This window comes from Vibrio fortis (assembly GCF_000695685.1).
Classification (GTDB): Bacteria; Pseudomonadota; Gammaproteobacteria; order Enterobacterales; family Vibrionaceae; genus Vibrio; species Vibrio fortis_A.
The window spans coordinates 632,374-647,747 of the sequence record NZ_JFFR01000002.1 but is presented as its reverse complement, the minus strand read 5'-3'; the positions used below and the strand labels follow the sequence as shown (position 1 = coordinate 647,747).

The window sequence follows — 15,374 nt, the reverse complement described above, 5'->3', positions numbered from 1 at the left end:
CAGACCTATATAACAGGCCTCGTTAATGCTTTAGACCCAGAGAAGAAGGCTTCTCTGGGTTCTTATGTTTGTTACTTGTGCTTAGATCTTACAACCGCCGCCTGCACAATCATCTTCTTGTGCCACTGCGCCTTGTTCATCTTTCGCACCATCACGAGTGTTATGGTAGTAAAGCGTCTTCACACCGTATTTGTATGCAGTCAGTAGGTCTTGAAGAAGTTTCTTCATTGGTACTTTTCCGCTTTCGTATACGTTTGGATCATAGTTAGTGTTTGCTGAAATCGCTTGGTCTACAAACTTCTGCATGATACCCACTAGGTGCAGGTAACCGTCGTTAGAACCGATGTTCCAAAGTAGTTCGTAGTTGTCTTTCAGGTTTAGGAAGTCAGGCACAACTTGCTTCAAAATACCGTCTTTCGATGCTTTTACAGAAACGAAACCACGTGGTGGCTCAATACCGTTTGTCGCGTTAGAGATCTGAGAAGATGTCTCAGAAGGCATTAGCGCTGTTAGTGTTGAGTTACGTAGGCCGTGTTCAACGATCTCTGCGCGTAGTGCATCCCAGTCGTAGTGAAGCGGTTCTTCACATACTAGATCAACGTCTTTCTTGTAAGTGTCGATTGGCAGTAGGCCTTTCGCGTAGTTCGTTTCGTGGAACGAAGGACACTTACCTTGTTCTTTCGCAAGCTCTACCGACGCTTTCAATAGGTGGTATTGGATAGCTTCGAATGTACGGTGAGTTAGACCGTTTGCGCTGCCATCAGAGTACTTAACACCGTGTTTCGCTAAGTAGTATGCGTAGTTGATAACACCAACACCCAGAGTACGACGGTTCATTGTTGACTTGTAAGCCGCTGGCAGTGGGTAGTCTTGGTAATCAAGAAGTGCATCAAGTGCACGAACCACTAGGTCAGACAGTTCTGCTAGGTCATCAAGAGAGTCAATAGCGCCAAGGTTGAATGCAGAAAGCGTACATAGTGCAATCTCACCTTCGTCGTCTTCTACGTTTGTTAGCGGCTTAGTTGGAAGCGCGATTTCAAGACATAGGTTTGACTGGCGAACAGGTGCTACTTCCGCATCAAATGGGCTGTGAGTGTTACAGTGGTCAACGTTTTGAATGTAGATACGGCCTGTAGAAGCACGCTCTTGCATTAGTAGAGAGAATAGCTCTACCGCTTTCACTGTTTCACGCTTGATCGATGGATCGTTCTCGTACTTAACGTAAAGCTCTTCAAAACGTTCTTGGTTTTCGAAGAACGCATCGTATAGACCAGGTACGTCAGATGGCGAGAATAGGCTGATGTTACCGCCTTGAACCAGACGAGAGTACATAAGCTTGTTCAGCTGTACACCGTAATCCATGTGACGAACACGGTTCTCTTCTACACCACGGTTGTTTTTCAGTACAAGTAGAGACTGAACTTCACCGTGCCATAGTGGGTAGAATACTGTTGCAGCACCGCCACGTACGCCACCTTGAGAACAACACTTAACTGCAGTTTGGAAGTATTTGTAGAATGGAATACAACCTGTGTGGAATGCTTCACCACCGCGAATCTCTGAACCTAGAGCACGGATACGACCAGCGTTAATACCAATACCAGCACGCTGAGAAACGTAACGTACGATTGAGCTCGCCGTTGCGTTAATTGAATCTAGGCTGTCACCACACTCAATCAGTACACAAGAGCTGAATTGACGTGTAGGAGTACGTACACCAGACATGATCGGTGTAGGTAGGGAAATCTTAAATGTCGATGCCGCATCGTAGAAACGCTTGATGTAATCAAGACGAGTTTCTTTCGGGTACTTAGCGAATAGACAAGCAGCAACCAAAATGTACAAGAACTGAGCACTTTCGTAGATCTCTTTCGTTACACGGTTTTGCACGAAGTATTTACCTTCAAGCTGCTTAACCGCTGCATAAGAGAAGTCTAGGTCGCGTTTGTGATCGATGTATTGGTCCAGTTCTGCAAACTCTGCTGGCGTGTAGTCTTCCAGAAGGTGACTATCGTACTTACCCATATCAACCAGTTTTGCAACGTGGTCAAACAGCGCAGGCGGCTCGTATTGACCGTACGCTTTCTTACGTAGGTGGAATACAGCTAGACGTGCAGCTAGGTATTGGTAATCAGGAGTCTCTTCGGAGATCAGGTCCGCAGCTGACTTGATGATCGTCTCATGGATGTCAGTTGTGGTGATGCCATCATAAAATTGAATGTGAGCTTTCAATTCTACTTGTGATACAGAAACATTGTGCAAGCCTTCTGCTGCCCATGTGATCACGCGGTGGATCTTTTCTAGATCAATCGTTTCTTTGCGACCGTTACGCTTAGTAACAGTAAGTTGTTGGTTCATTCTGCTTAATTTCCCTAACAAAACTGATTAAAGCCGTGTTTTTGTCTATTTCTGTGTAATTTTTGTAAATTACATGTCGGCTTTGTGATCTTGGTCTACCCATATATTGTAGTTCAAACACAACATATAGGGGTCATTTGTTTGTTGGGTTACAAGATAGTGCTAGGTCGGAGATTTTTCAAGGCAAAGAAATGGGAGTTCTTGTGGATAACTACTAAATTGAAAAAAAACTGTAAGTGACCACTAACTGATGAGGATAGCTCTCACTTGATTGTAGAAAATTGGCTTTTTAATGATGGTTTAATTTTGCGCGCTCATAAAAAAAAATTCCTTGATCTTTGGCCAAAAGAGGAGGTGGATTTTCAAAGGTTAAAATTGAATCTAGATGGTCAAAATGGAATCGGGAGCACGAAATTTAGACTGAAAAAAGTCGCAAACTTATGGTAATTGCAACCTTTTTCATTAGTCTAAATTAAATTATTTTTTATGGGGTTATTGGTGGGATTTACGCAAAATTCTTTGTGTGAACAATGTAGTTAACATCTACGTTACTTCCCAGACGGTAGGTGTCAGTCAGTGGGTTGTAATGCAAGCCAGTAATGCCTAATTCCTGTAGAGGCGTGTTATCGATCATCTTGATAAGTTCAGCAGGGCGAATGAACTTTTCGTGCTCATGAGTCCCTTCAGGAACGATCTTCAACAACTTCTCTGCGCCAACAATCGCAAACAAGTACGACTTAAAGTTGCGGTTTAGTGTTGAGAAAAAGACGTGGCCGTTAGGCTTCACTAACTTAGAGCAAGCGGTGATCACCGATTGTGGGTCGGGAACGTGCTCAAGCATCTCCATACAAGTTACCACATCATACGTTTGTGGGTTTTGCTCTGCGTGATCTTCAATGGTGCTCTGAATGTACTCAAGCTTGGTACCAGTCTCTAATGCATGCAGACGAGCAACTTCTAGCGGCTCTTTACCCATGTCTAAACCAGTAACAACGGCGCCTTCTTTTGCCATGCTCTCAGCCAGAATGCCGCCGCCACAACCCACGTCGAGAACTTTCTTTCCGAACAGGCCCTCTGTTTTCTCTAGCACGTAATTTAGGCGTAAAGGGTTGATTTGGTGAAGAGGCTTAAACTCGCCTTCGAGATCCCACCAGCGTGACGCCATGTCTTCGAATTTTTTGATTTCTGCTGGGTCGACGTTCTGTGATTTGGTCATAATCGGCATTTCCAAGTTAAATAATGCATCCATGAAATTGAGAGCATTATAACTTGGCTTTTGTCTCTGACCAGAAGATCTACAATTTTGCGAATTTGTTGGACGCAAAGTAACCATCTTTCAGCAAGATATGATGATGACGTGCAATTTCTCATCAATTGATTGGCTACAAGGCTCACAAGATGATAAAAGGATAGGGAAAGTGATGCCTCACAAGGTAAATTTGTGTTATATTTTTCGGTCTTATACGTATTCAAAAATACGATCTGACTATAGAGGGAAAATGGCTCTATGAGCGATCTAGCGAAAGAGATCACGCCCGTAAATATTGAAGATGAGCTTAGAGGTTCATACCTAGACTACGCGATGTCCGTCATCGTTGGTCGTGCCCTTCCTGATGTGCGTGATGGCCTAAAGCCAGTACACCGCCGCGTTCTATTCGCGATGAATGTACTTGGTAATGATTGGAACAAACCATATAAAAAATCTGCTCGTGTAGTAGGTGATGTAATCGGTAAATATCACCCGCATGGTGATAGCGCTGTATACGACACTATTGTTCGTATGGCTCAGCCGTTCTCACTGCGTTACATGCTAGTTGATGGCCAAGGTAACTTTGGTTCTATCGATGGCGACTCCGCGGCTGCAATGCGTTATACCGAAGTTCGTATGGCGAAAATTGCCCACGAGCTTTTGGCTGACCTTGATAAAGAAACGGTGGACTACGTACCTAACTATGATGGTACTGAACAGATCCCAGCGGTTCTACCAACGAAAATTCCTAACCTATTGGTAAACGGTGCTTCTGGTATCGCAGTAGGTATGGCGACCAACATCCCACCTCATAACCTAGGTGAAGTTGTTGATGGCTGTTTGGCTTACATCAATAATGAAGAGATCACGATTGATGAGCTAATGGACTACATTCCTGGTCCTGATTTCCCAACAGCAGCGCTGATCAGCGGTCGTAAAGGCATCGTCGATGCTTACAAGACAGGTCGCGGCAAGATTTACATGCGTTCAAAAGCGGACATCGAAGTAGAGAAGAATGGTAAAGAGACCATTATCGTTACTGAGATCCCTTACCAAGTAAACAAAGCACGTCTGATCGAGAAGATTGCTGAACTGGTTAAAGATAAGAAAGTAGAAGGCATCAGTGCACTACGTGACGAGTCTGATAAAGATGGTATGCGTATTGTTATTGAATGTAAGCGTGATGCAGTGGGCGAAGTGGTTCTAAATAACCTTTACGCACAAACTCAGCTGCAAACAACTTTCGGTATCAACATGGTTGCTCTAAACAACGGCCAACCACAGTTGTTCAACCTGAAAGACATGCTTAAGTGCTTCGTAGACCACCGCCGTGAGGTTGTGACTCGTCGTACTATCTACGAACTAAGAAAAGCACGTGATCGTGCACACATCTTAGAAGCGCTATCTCTGGCTCTAGCGAACATTGATGAAGTTATTGAACTTATCAAGAACGCTCCAACGCCAGCAGAAGCAAAAGTTGGCCTAGTTTCACGTGGTTGGGACTTAGGTAATGTTGCTTCAATGCTTGAGCGCGCAGGCACTGACGCGGCTCGTCCAGATTGGTTAGAAGACCAATACGGCATCCGTGACGGTCAGTACTTCCTAACGGAAACTCAAGCGCAAGCAATCCTAGAACTTCGTCTACACCGTCTAACCGGTCTAGAGCACGAGAAGATTCTAGACGAATACAAAGCACTTCTTGATGAGATCGCTGAGCTAATGCACATTCTTGCAAGCACTGAGCGCCTAATGGAAGTGATCCGTGAAGAATTAGAAGCAGTTCGCGATATCTACGGTGACGCACGTCGCACTGAGATCACCGCTGCTAGCCACGATATCGACATGGAAGAGCTAATTGCTCAAGAAGACGTAGTGGTGACACTGTCACACGAAGGTTACGTTAAGTACCAAATCCTAAGCGACTACGAAGCACAGCGTCGTGGTGGTAAAGGTAAGAGTGCGACTAAGATGAAAGATGAGGATTACATTGAGCGTCTGCTTGTTGCTAATACTCACGATAACATCTTATGTTTCTCTACTCGTGGTAAGACGTACCGTCTGAAAGTTTACCAACTACCACTAGCAAGTCGTACTGCTCGTGGTAAGCCAATCGTGAACATTCTTCCTCTAGAAGAAGGTGAGCGCATTACGGCAATTCTACCTGTATCTGAGTTCTCTGAAGATAAGTTCATCTTCATGGCGACTGGCGACGGTACTGTTAAGAAGACATCACTAGATCAGTTCGCAAACGTACGTGCTAACGGCCTAATCGCGGTTAACCTACGTGATGATGATTCGCTAATTGGCGTAGACATCACGAACGGTGATAGCGATATCATGCTGTTCTCGAAGTCGGGTAAAGTGGTTCGTTTCAACGAAGATAAAGTTCGCCCGATGGGTCGTACAGCGGCAGGTGTTCGCGGTATGAAGCTTCCAGAAGATGACCAAGTTGTGTCGCTGATTGTTCCTTCTAACGAAGGTGACATTCTAACTGTGACTCAAAATGGTTACGGTAAGCGTACTGAGCTTGCGGAGTACCCAACTAAGGGGCGTGCAACTCAAGGTGTTGTATCTATCAAAGTCTCTGAACGTAACGGCCCAGTTGTTGGCGCAGTTCAAGTTGAAGAAGGCGATGAGATGATGATGATCACCGACGCAGGTACACTAGTACGTACTCGCGTAGCGGAAGTAAGCCAAGTTGGCCGTAATACGCAAGGTGTAACGCTAATCCGTACTTCTGAAGACGAAAACGTAGTTGGTCTACAGCGCATCGACGAAGTTGAAGAAGTAGAAGTCGTTGAAGGTGAAGTTGCAGAAGGCGAAGCGCCAGAAGCAACAGCTGAACAGCCAGCTGCAGATGCATCTTCAGATGAGCAAGACGCAGAATAAAATCTATCGTTAAACATGATTTTATGAATAAAAACCGAGCCTTAGTGCTCGGTTTTTTTATGTTTTAAATTCACTACCAAAGTCAGGAAAGTTCGTAAACTCGATCAAAGTATATTGTTGAAGAAAGAGGTAAAGTAAGGCTTCTACTCTAGGAGATATGCATGGAAAATTGGTTGTTGATCTCGATCTTACTCACAAGCCTCTTTATCGTCTTGATGATCTTTATGAGTAGTCGCAGCAAAACGGCACGTCGCCTTAATTTAAGCTTGGCAGTGTTCGCTGTTCTAGGGACAGGGGTTTTATGGTATCTGATGAAGCAAGATCTGCCACAGCCTGACCCTTCTGAGTCACAACCCGTTACCTTCGCTAACTATCAAAGTGAACTGCAGAGCAAGCTTGAACAAGATCCAAATCAAGCAGAACTGTGGTTTAAACTCGGCAGTGTCTACCTTGAGCAAGGGGAGTTTGCAGCAGCCGTAACGAGCTACGATTATGCTATCCGACTAGAGCGCACGCCAGTAGCACGCCTGTTTGCTGCAAAAGCTACGGCGTTATATTACGCGAATAAGCAGTTGATGGGAGAGGAGGTCAATGCACTTCTTAAACGATCGTTGGAGCTTGATCCTAACGATCGTACAGCATTAATGCTCATTGCGAGCGATCACTTCATTAGCATGCGATATGAGCAAGCGATCGAGGTTTGGACTCAGCTGTTAGACTCGAACCAGCAAGGGCTTGATAGGGTTTCAATCATCCACTCAATCAATCAAGCTAAGCAGATGCTGTAATAAAACGCCTTCTATTGATTAGCTTGTTAGGATCAACCTGCGATCTTGCTTAAAGGCTCTGTTTTCCTATTAAGACAAATAAAGTTCAGAGCTTATTTACTTTGCTGCATCTCTACCAATCCACCAGCGTTGTGCAAATTGGTGAAGCCTTGCTTCTCTAACCATTGATAGGCTTGGCCTGAGCGATTTCCACTACGACAGTAAAGAACGATTTGAGTGTCCTTGTCGAGTTGTGCGAAATGCTGCTCTATCTCAGAGAGAGGATAGTTAATCGCATTGTCTAAATGACCATCTGCGAATTCTTGAGGCGTTCTTACATCAACAATCAAAGCGCCTTGCTCAATCCATTCCCATCCCGTTTCTGCACGCTCAGAGGCTTGAGCGATGCCACAGGTTAAACTTGCACACAATGCGGTGATGACTAATGTTGTTTTCATCGGTTCTCCATTGGCTCTCGAGTGGGTGAATAAGATAAAAGAAAGCCACACGTAGAGTGTGGCTTGATTTGATGGTGACGTCTATTTTAGGGCGTTAAAAAGCAGCCTTTGATCATAGTGAGTATGGATACTCACGGTTTTGGCTGAAATTACCGCCCTTGGCTGTCACGATTAATAGTCGTAATTCGCTTCGCGTTTTTCAGCCGCTTCATCCCATTTTGGAACGACAGTATCTAAGAAGTGCTTCTTATCAGCGTTCATCTTATCCATATCCATGCCTAGCGCTTTCTGTGCAGCCGCTTTGGTTGAGATATCTGGGATCTCGATAGGATCTGTGATTCCTTTTTTCGCTAGCAGGCGAACCAGTTTGGTACGTGCATCTGCTGCTCTATCAACCGCGGTGCCTAGCACTTCTAGTGCAACTTCAGGAGCGTGCATATGTACACCGTGAGAGGCAATCGCATAGTCCCAGCGCCATTGTGCATGACGAATATCTTGTAGGATAGGTTGCATTTCATATTCAGTCGCACCAGCATCCCAGGCTGCGCCCGCTTCAAAGTGTGCTGCCACAATCTGCTTCTCTGCGGTTAGCTTCATGTTAAGCACTTGCGCTTTACGACTAGAAACAATGTTCTGCATGGTCTCTTTGCTTTGTGTATGACAGTTTGCACAAGTGTCTTCGAAGCGGTCGAATGGGTTTCCGACTTTATGATCGGTATACACAGTTCCATCTTCCTTAGTCACTTTAGGCATGTGGCAGTCGACACAAACCACTTTGTTCTTACCATGGATACCTTCACGCCATGTTTCATAGCCAGGGTGCTGTGCTTTCAACATTGGTGCTTTGGAGACTTTGTGTGTCCAGTCTTTGAAGTTAAGTGCATCGTAGTAGCGTTCCATGTCTTCCACAGTCGTACCTTGATCCCATGGGAACTTAACGCTTTTGTTAGGACCCGTGAAGTAGTATTCAACGTGGCACTGCGCACAAACAGAAGCTTGTTGATCGAGGCGGCTCTGCTCATCAAACTTCTTGCCAATCGCTTCGAATGCACGCTCAACATAAGGTCGAGTCACTTTCAAAGCGGGTTCGCCGTTTTTAAAGCCGTCGCTTTGCGTATCATGACAGTCCGAGCAGCCAATTGGGTTGACGATCTCTTCGCCTAGGCGTGCCCATTTGCCTTCGAAGTAACCATCTTCGCCACGCTCTTCGATAACACGAGCTACATCTGGGCTCTTACAGCTCCAACACGCCATTGGCATAGGGCCAGATCCTTCATCCATTGGTGCACCCGTACGAAGTGTTTGTCGCACGTCGTCAAGTGCATAGAAGTGACCTCTGGCCTTGTTATAGTCTTTTGCAAAACCATAACCCGCCCACATGATCACCATATTAGGGTCTTCATGTAGCGCGTCTTCAATGTGCTCACTCTCTGACGTTTGTCTCCAAGAATGATATTGGTCGGGGTGGTTCTGCTCGAATTGGTCGTTACGAGGGTCACCAATTGTTTTTTGTTCTGACGCAGCGAAGCTAGCTGCACTTACTAATGAAGTGCTGACCAGCAATAAGGCTGTGACGGAATTACGTATCCAGTGCTTTTTCACAGTGATATCTCCAATATACTGATTTTTATACCAAGCGTTGTGAGTTTGCTATTTCAAATTAAGAATTGGAGAATTCCTGTTTATATTAATTCATAAACAAACACATTTTGTTACGTGTTGAAGCATTGTTGTTTTAGATCAATTATCACTAGTGATATAAATCACGCTAGTTTAACAATAACCCTAAAGGGGTAGGTGAGGGTGTTTTGAGTGGTTAATCATAAGAATTATTCTCATTAAAGAACAACAACTTAAGCCTATAACCATAACTAAAATGTGGTGACTGTGCTCACATAATCATCAATGCAAATTTCAACTTAACCCATTAGAGGTATATCCTTATTAATAGAAAGCGTTGTGGCTTTTCCAAAATAAGAATTGATATCATTTAGACGGTAATAGTGCTGTTTAAGGATACTTTTGTTTAATCGGATTTTTATTTAGTTGAGAGTTAAATAAATCCGATATAAGGAAAGGAAAAATGGGCAATATAAAATTGGCCATAGTCATAATGCTTAAATCCCTTCTAGCATTCTGCCTCTATGGTTATTCCATTCATGCTGTTGCCGAATCCGTTGAAATAACGCCAACGGAATCAAATAGGCATGCAGTCGAATTAATTCGCGATAAAGATTATAAGTGCGTTCAATGTCATAAAGATTCCAAAGAAACATTATTGGGTTCACATGGTATAGATGCACATAATATTGTTGGACGAGAAATTAACTGTACAGATTGTCACAGTAATATAAGTCCAGATCACCGAGAAGGGGCACCAGAGGTGATCAAATATCGATCCGCACAATCGCAAAAAGGAACAAACAAGGTATTTTTGGATCCTCAAAAGATCCTGCAGGCAAATAGTGGATGTACAGATTGTCATAAACCAGAATATTTACAAGAAGATAACTGGACACATGACGTTCACGCTAAAAACTTAACTTGTTCAAATTGTCACGATGTACACGCTAATAAATCTAAGGTTCTGAGTTTAGATAAGAAACAAACGATCAAACTGTGTGTTGATTGTCACTCGGACTTTAACCAGAAGAAAGAGGAGGAGTAATCTATGAGCTGCTCTAGAAGAAACTTTTTAGCTGGTGCCGGTGCAGTGATTGTGACAACCGGGATCGCTGGCACATCGGTTGTTACTAGCAGGAAAACACTGGCTAGCGTACAGACTGATGGCAATAAGCGCTATGGAATGATCCACGATGAAACCGCATGTATCGGTTGTACAGCCTGTACAGAAGCGTGTCGGGAAGTGAATAAGGTCCCTGAAGGCGTTTCAAGGTTGGAAATTGTACGCAGCGAGCCACAAGGTGAATACCCTGATGTCGATTATCGCTTTACACGAAACTCCTGCCAACACTGCGACAACGCACCGTGTGTCATGGTGTGCCCAACAGGTGCAGCATATAAAGATGAGAAGACTGGCATTGTCGACGTACATAAAGAGAAGTGTGTTGGTTGTGGCTATTGTCTACTGGCTTGCCCTTATCAAGTACGCTTTTTCAATCCAAAAGACGGTTCGGCCGACAAATGTAATTTCTGTCGCGATACGAACTTAGCACAAGGAAAACTGCCTGCTTGCGTGGAGTCTTGTCCAACAACAGCACTGATATTCGGCGATCTTAATGATCCAAACAGTAAGATCAACCAAGTGCTGAAATCCGAAGTGGTTTACCGAGATAAAGTGCATTTAGGTACGCAGCCTAAGCTTTACAAAGTGCCACATCAGAAAGGGGAGATTTGATTATGAGTGCATGGGATACAGCTTTCCAATCTGGAACCGTGGTATGGGATTGGATTATCGCTATCTACTTGTTTTTAGCGGGTATGTCAGCGGGTGCAGTGATGATCTCTATTTATCTCAAGAGGAAGGTTATCGAAGGGGACGCGTCGAAGAATGGGGTGTTAAAGGCAACGGCTTTTCTCGCGCCATTTGGCATCATTTCGGGCCTGCTTATTTTGGTGTTTCACCTTACGAAGCCACTCTCTTTCTGGAAGATCATGATCTTCTATAACCCAACATCTGTGATGTCGATGGGTGTGATCCTATTCCAAGTCTACATGGCGATCTTGTTTGTATGGATCGGAATCATATTCAGGGATCAGATCACGCTGTTTCTGAGTGAGCAGAGCTGGCTTAAAGGGCGCTTAGATTTTGTTGGGAAACTCATTGGCAAACTAGAACCTCTTGAAAACGCGACAGAAATCTTTTTGGCAGTGCTAGCACTCTTGCTTGCGGCATATACCGGTTTCCTACTATCAGCGCTAAACACATTCCCAATGTTGAACAACCCAGTATTACCGATACTGTTCTTGTTCTCTAGCTTGTCCTCGGGTGCCGCAGCCTGCATTTTGTTTGGGGTTCTTGTGTTTAAAGAGTCTCCTCAAGGCCCGAGTATCTCTTGGATCCATGGCTTCGAACGTCCAGTGGTGATGTTTGAATTGTTCGTTCTCGTGACCTTCTTCACTGGTTTGATCTTCGCTGGTGGTCAAAGCGAGCAAGCGGCGTGGAATGCAATTGGTAGTGGGTTCTGGGCGAGTTGGTTCTGGTATGGAGTGATTGGTATCGGCATGGTTTTACCTTTGCTGCTCAATGCTTTTACCCCTAAAGCGGTTCGTCATACTGGAGTCTACATTTTTGCTGTGACTTGCTTAAGTTTGGCGGGTGTTTTAATGCTCCGTACCTTTGTACTTTATGCTGGTCAATTAACTCTAGCGTAAGCCTGGGTTATGTTTGTTCTATCCGGCCCCTTCGTTGGGGCCATATCGAGGTGATATGCTAGGTTCTTTAGGGCTATTCAATCTCATTGGTGTCGCAATCCTCAGCAGTTTGGTGAGTATTGTTTATTTGGCTGGTAAGTATACTCAGTCAAAGCGCTACTCAGCCTTCATTGGCAGTGCGACTCAAGCGGCTTCTCTTCTATCGATTGCTGCTGTGAGTATCCTCGCTTTGGCTTTCTATCAAGACGACTTTTCGATTCTCTACGTCGCTGAGCATTCAAATACCCAACTACCGAGCGCCTTTAAAATAGCAGCCGTATGGGCAGGACATGAAGGGTCGTTGCTGTTCTGGGTGCTTACCTTAAGCTGTTGGGCAGGGCTTATTGCAAGACAAAGCCACTACCGAGCGGACTATCGTGATGCGGTGCTTTGGGTAATGAATCTACTTCTCACGGTGTTCGCCTGGTTTACCTTATTTGCATCCAATCCATTTGAACTCAACTCAGCTTTTGTCTCTGAAGGGCGCGATCTCAACCCTATGTTGCAGGATGTTGGGCTGATTTTTCATCCGCCATTACTCTACCTTGGCTATGTTGGTTTTTCTGTTGTTTTGGCTTTTTCAGTCGCGGCCTTGATGGTCAAACCTATTGAATTTGATTGGGTAAGACATTGCCGAACATGGTGCTTAGTGGCTTGGTGCTTCTTAACTGCGGGTATCGCACTTGGCTCTTGGTGGGCTTATTACGAGCTTGGTTGGGGCGGCTGGTGGTTCTGGGACCCAGTTGAAAACGCGAGCTTGTTGCCTTGGTTAACTGCAACGGCGCTACTGCATATTTTGGGCGTTGCCAATGGGAAGAAACAGTTATTGAAGTGGTCTTTCAGTTTAGCTTTTATCACGTTTAGTCTAAGTATCTTAGGCACTTTCATTGTTCGCTCTGGAGTACTTACTTCAGTACATGCATTTGCGGTTGATCCGACCAAAGGGATGTCATTACTTTTGATCCTAGTTTTGGTATTACTGAGTTCTTTCTCCCTGTTAATCATCAAAGGGGAGCAATTCGAATCGCAAGCGATTGTTAGTTTTAAAAGCAAAGGCTTTATGGTGTTGATCGCCGCATTGATGTTGATACTGGCGATGTCGATCGTTTTGTTTGGTACTTTCTACCCGATGGTTTTCGAATTGTTAGGCCTCGGGACTATTTCTGTTGGCGCGCCGTATTTCAATCTGTTGATTGCACCATTGGGGCTATTGGCTCTTGTGATGATGGGTATCGCACCGTTAATGGTGTGTAAGCCACAATGTTCATTCAAGTTGGCGATGTTGTTGGCAGTGGTTTCCATGGTAAGTGGCGCGCTTCTATACGTACCACAAGTGTTAGTTAGTGACTTGTACTCAATCTCATGGATGGTATTGGTTACTTGGTGCTTAGCGTGTTGGGTCGTTTTTACCCATGTCTATGGTCTGTGGCGCGCCCGAAACACACGTTATCAGCGTAAGTTGTTTGGGATGTCGATAGCACATCTTGGTGTGGCTGCTCTCGCGGTAGGGGCTGGGATGAACAGCTTTCACTCTTTCGAAGCCAGCTACCGTTTGGCACCGCAGAGCCAAGTTGAATTTATCGACTGGACGTTGACCTATCAAGAGACAGAGCTTTATGTAGGAAATAACTACACAGCAGAGAGAGGCGTTATTGAGGTCTCAAACGAAGCGCATCGTTTCGTTATCGCACCCGAACGTCGCCATTATCCTGTACGGGTGATGAATATGAGTGAACCTGCTATGAAGTGGTTCTGGCATGGCGATATTTACATCACAATGGGAGAGAAGGTCGATCGTCAAGGTTATGCATTTAGAGTGCAGTACAAAGCGTATGTGCGCTGGATTTGGTTGGGGGCATTACTCATGATGTTAGGAGGCTTAGTGTTAGTCTTGCAAAGGTATCAACGACGAATCAAGGAGACGGGTTATGAAATCCAATGTTCGCAATAAAATGGTGATGCTGTTTGCCATTACTATTGTAGTGATGGTCGTCTTTGGTTTGGCTTTAGGTAAAAAACAACAAGTCAGTGTCACCGATCAACATACAAGAGACTTCCCTGAGTTTTCGCTTGCGAGTCTATCCATGCCCGTAGGAAGTGCAGTAGGTGGAAATGCTCCTGTTACTTTGACGAGAGAAGATGTGACTGCACACCCTTACCAATTGGTGAATGTGTGGGCTTCGTGGTGTGGAATATGTAAGCAAGAGCATCCAGTTTTATTAAAGCTAGCGGATAGTGATGTACCTATCATTGGTTTGAACTACCGTGACACGGCTGCAGCGGCGATTAAGGAGCTTCAAACTTCCGGTAATCCGTACCATCAAGTGATAAGCGACCCGAATGGTCAATTGGCGTTGGATCTGGGTGTTATTGGTACGCCTGAGACATACTTAGTTGACCAGCAAGGGAGAGTGGTTAAAAAGCTAGTGGGTGCAATGACACAAGAAGTGTGGCAAGAGGAGTTTGCTGACTATTTTAAGAATAGGGTAACACTATGAATCACTTAGTCTTAGTATTGTGTTTTTTAAGTGTACTAGTTATAAGCCCATCATTAAAAGCTGATGAAGTGTTTGTCTCTAACAACAAACAGGTAGCGGTAGAAGTTGAACTATTTGAGTTTGATAATTTAGCGCAACAACAACAGGCAATATCATTAGCAAAAACATTACGTTGCCCTCAGTGTCAAAACCAAAATTTAATTGAGTCGAATTCACCAATAGCAAAAGATTTACGACTTCATGTATTTAAAATGGTTAAGTCTGGAAAAACCGATACACAAATCATTGAATATATGACTGAGCGTTACGGAGAATTTGTTCTATATAAACCCGCGTTCAAAATGACAAATGGATTACTTTGGCTATTTCCAATTCTCTTATTAGTGCTATTTATATATTTACTAATTAAAAGTGTTAAGGGGAGTCCATAAAAAATTAAATTAATTGTTTACCTCAAGATCGGTATTTTGTAACATATCCCACTCGTATATGACTTAGCACTCTAATATAAGGACGTATTGGTGGAAAACAGAATCTCAAATCTAAAAAAAGAGTTTTATAGCCATGTCCAATCTGAGCAGTGGGCAGATAAGTACAGTGCTAAGTCAACAGTCTCTCTTCTGACGCAAGAAGAGCTGGCAGAGTTGGAAAATGCCTGGATTCAACTCGTGATCTGGAAGCAGAAGCAAGTTGGTTAATCTGAGCTAACTGTCTAATTTTTAACCCCATGTCAACCTGGTTGATGTGGGGTTTTTTTAATGTCGTTAACAAAAAGTGTTAT

13 protein-coding genes are annotated in these 15,374 nt (G+C 44.2%); 9 read left to right on the top strand and 4 right to left on the bottom strand.

Annotated features, from left to right (window positions below):
- Positions 1 to 81: 81 nt before the first annotated feature.
- Entirely contained in the window at positions 82 to 2,358 is a 2,277-nt protein-coding gene (gene nrdA / locus VFDL14_RS19895) for a class 1a ribonucleoside-diphosphate reductase subunit alpha (protein WP_032549287.1), read from the bottom strand.
- Between the two features lie 505 nt (positions 2,359 to 2,863).
- On the bottom strand, positions 2,864 to 3,607 hold the full coding sequence (ubiG, locus tag VFDL14_RS19905; protein ID WP_032549285.1) for a bifunctional 2-polyprenyl-6-hydroxyphenol methylase/3-demethylubiquinol 3-O-methyltransferase UbiG: 744 nt from the start codon (positions 3,605 to 3,607) through the stop codon (positions 2,864 to 2,866).
- A gap of 258 nt (positions 3,608 to 3,865) precedes the next feature.
- Between ubiG and gyrA the strand changes: the two genes are divergently transcribed.
- Positions 3,866 to 6,496, top strand: a complete 2,631-nt coding sequence (gyrA, locus tag VFDL14_RS19910) for a DNA topoisomerase (ATP-hydrolyzing) subunit A (RefSeq protein ID WP_032549284.1) — start codon at positions 3,866 to 3,868, stop codon at positions 6,494 to 6,496.
- 161 nt (positions 6,497 to 6,657) lie between these two features.
- A complete protein-coding gene (locus VFDL14_RS19915) occupies positions 6,658 to 7,284 on the top strand; it encodes a tetratricopeptide repeat protein (protein ID WP_032549283.1) in 627 nt (208 codons plus the stop codon).
- 92 nt (positions 7,285 to 7,376) lie between these two features.
- On the opposite strand, the gene VFDL14_RS19920 is transcribed toward VFDL14_RS19915, so the two are convergent.
- Together VFDL14_RS19920 and nrfA are read right to left on the bottom strand one after the other, a co-directional pair.
- Complete coding sequence (locus VFDL14_RS19920) at positions 7,377 to 7,721, bottom strand: rhodanese-like domain-containing protein (RefSeq protein ID WP_032549282.1); 345 nt, start codon at positions 7,719 to 7,721, stop codon at positions 7,377 to 7,379.
- Between the two features lie 171 nt (positions 7,722 to 7,892).
- The gene (gene nrfA / locus VFDL14_RS19925) at positions 7,893 to 9,323 is read right to left on the bottom strand and encodes an ammonia-forming nitrite reductase cytochrome c552 subunit (protein ID WP_032549281.1); all 1,431 of its coding nucleotides are present in this window, start codon (positions 9,321 to 9,323) and stop codon (positions 7,893 to 7,895) included.
- A 481-nt stretch (positions 9,324 to 9,804) separates the two neighbouring features.
- Here nrfA and nrfB point away from each other — a divergent pair, with 481 nt between their 5' ends.
- The 7 genes from nrfB (at position 9,805) to VFDL14_RS24620 (ending at position 15,291) form a co-directional block, all read left to right on the top strand.
- A complete protein-coding gene (gene nrfB, locus VFDL14_RS19930) occupies positions 9,805 to 10,389 on the top strand; it encodes a cytochrome c nitrite reductase pentaheme subunit (RefSeq protein ID WP_032549279.1) in 585 nt (194 codons plus the stop codon).
- 3 nt (positions 10,390 to 10,392) lie between these two features.
- Positions 10,393 to 11,079: a cytochrome c nitrite reductase Fe-S protein gene (nrfC, locus tag VFDL14_RS19935; protein WP_032549278.1), complete on the top strand. Its 687-nt coding sequence runs from the start codon at positions 10,393 to 10,395 to the stop codon at positions 11,077 to 11,079.
- Positions 11,080 to 11,081: 2 nt separating this feature from the next.
- A complete protein-coding gene (gene nrfD, locus VFDL14_RS19940; RefSeq protein WP_032549277.1) occupies positions 11,082 to 12,056 on the top strand; it encodes a cytochrome c nitrite reductase subunit NrfD in 975 nt (324 codons plus the stop codon).
- A gap of 55 nt (positions 12,057 to 12,111) precedes the next feature.
- The gene (locus VFDL14_RS19945; protein ID WP_032549276.1) at positions 12,112 to 14,046 is read left to right on the top strand and encodes a heme lyase CcmF/NrfE family subunit; all 1,935 of its coding nucleotides are present in this window, start codon (positions 12,112 to 12,114) and stop codon (positions 14,044 to 14,046) included.
- The gene (locus VFDL14_RS19950; protein WP_032549275.1) at positions 14,024 to 14,593 is read left to right on the top strand and encodes a DsbE family thiol:disulfide interchange protein; all 570 of its coding nucleotides are present in this window, start codon (positions 14,024 to 14,026) and stop codon (positions 14,591 to 14,593) included. Before VFDL14_RS19945 ends, VFDL14_RS19950 begins: the two co-directional genes overlap by 23 nt.
- Entirely contained in the window at positions 14,590 to 15,024 is a 435-nt protein-coding gene (nrfF, locus tag VFDL14_RS19955; protein ID WP_032549273.1) for a heme lyase NrfEFG subunit NrfF, read from the top strand. The genes VFDL14_RS19950 and nrfF overlap by 4 nt, the downstream gene beginning before the upstream one ends.
- Positions 15,025 to 15,114: 90 nt before the next feature.
- Positions 15,115 to 15,291: a hypothetical protein gene (locus VFDL14_RS24620; RefSeq protein ID WP_032549272.1), complete on the top strand. Its 177-nt coding sequence runs from the start codon at positions 15,115 to 15,117 to the stop codon at positions 15,289 to 15,291.
- The last annotated feature ends 83 nt before the right edge of the window (positions 15,292 to 15,374 follow it).

Excerpts from the sequence above, each read along its gene's own strand:
- nrdA (WP_032549287.1), bottom strand. The coding sequence starts at position 2,358 with ATGAACCAACAACTTACTGTTACTAAGCGTAACGGTCGCAAAGAAACG.
- ubiG (WP_032549285.1), bottom strand. The coding sequence starts at position 3,607 with ATGGATGCATTATTTAACTTGGAAATGCCGATTATGACCAAATCACAG.
- gyrA (WP_032549284.1), top strand. The coding sequence starts at position 3,866 with ATGAGCGATCTAGCGAAAGAGATCACGCCCGTAAATATTGAAGATGAG.
- VFDL14_RS19915 (WP_032549283.1), top strand. The coding sequence starts at position 6,658 with ATGGAAAATTGGTTGTTGATCTCGATCTTACTCACAAGCCTCTTTATC.
- VFDL14_RS19920 (WP_032549282.1), bottom strand. The coding sequence starts at position 7,721 with ATGAAAACAACATTAGTCATCACCGCATTGTGTGCAAGTTTAACCTGT.
- nrfB (WP_032549279.1), top strand. The coding sequence starts at position 9,805 with ATGGGCAATATAAAATTGGCCATAGTCATAATGCTTAAATCCCTTCTA.
- nrfC (WP_032549278.1), top strand. The coding sequence starts at position 10,393 with ATGAGCTGCTCTAGAAGAAACTTTTTAGCTGGTGCCGGTGCAGTGATT.
- nrfD (WP_032549277.1), top strand. The coding sequence starts at position 11,082 with ATGAGTGCATGGGATACAGCTTTCCAATCTGGAACCGTGGTATGGGAT.
- VFDL14_RS19945 (WP_032549276.1), top strand. The coding sequence starts at position 12,112 with ATGCTAGGTTCTTTAGGGCTATTCAATCTCATTGGTGTCGCAATCCTC.
- VFDL14_RS19950 (WP_032549275.1), top strand. The coding sequence starts at position 14,024 with ATGAAATCCAATGTTCGCAATAAAATGGTGATGCTGTTTGCCATTACT.
- nrfF (WP_032549273.1), top strand. The coding sequence starts at position 14,590 with ATGAATCACTTAGTCTTAGTATTGTGTTTTTTAAGTGTACTAGTTATA.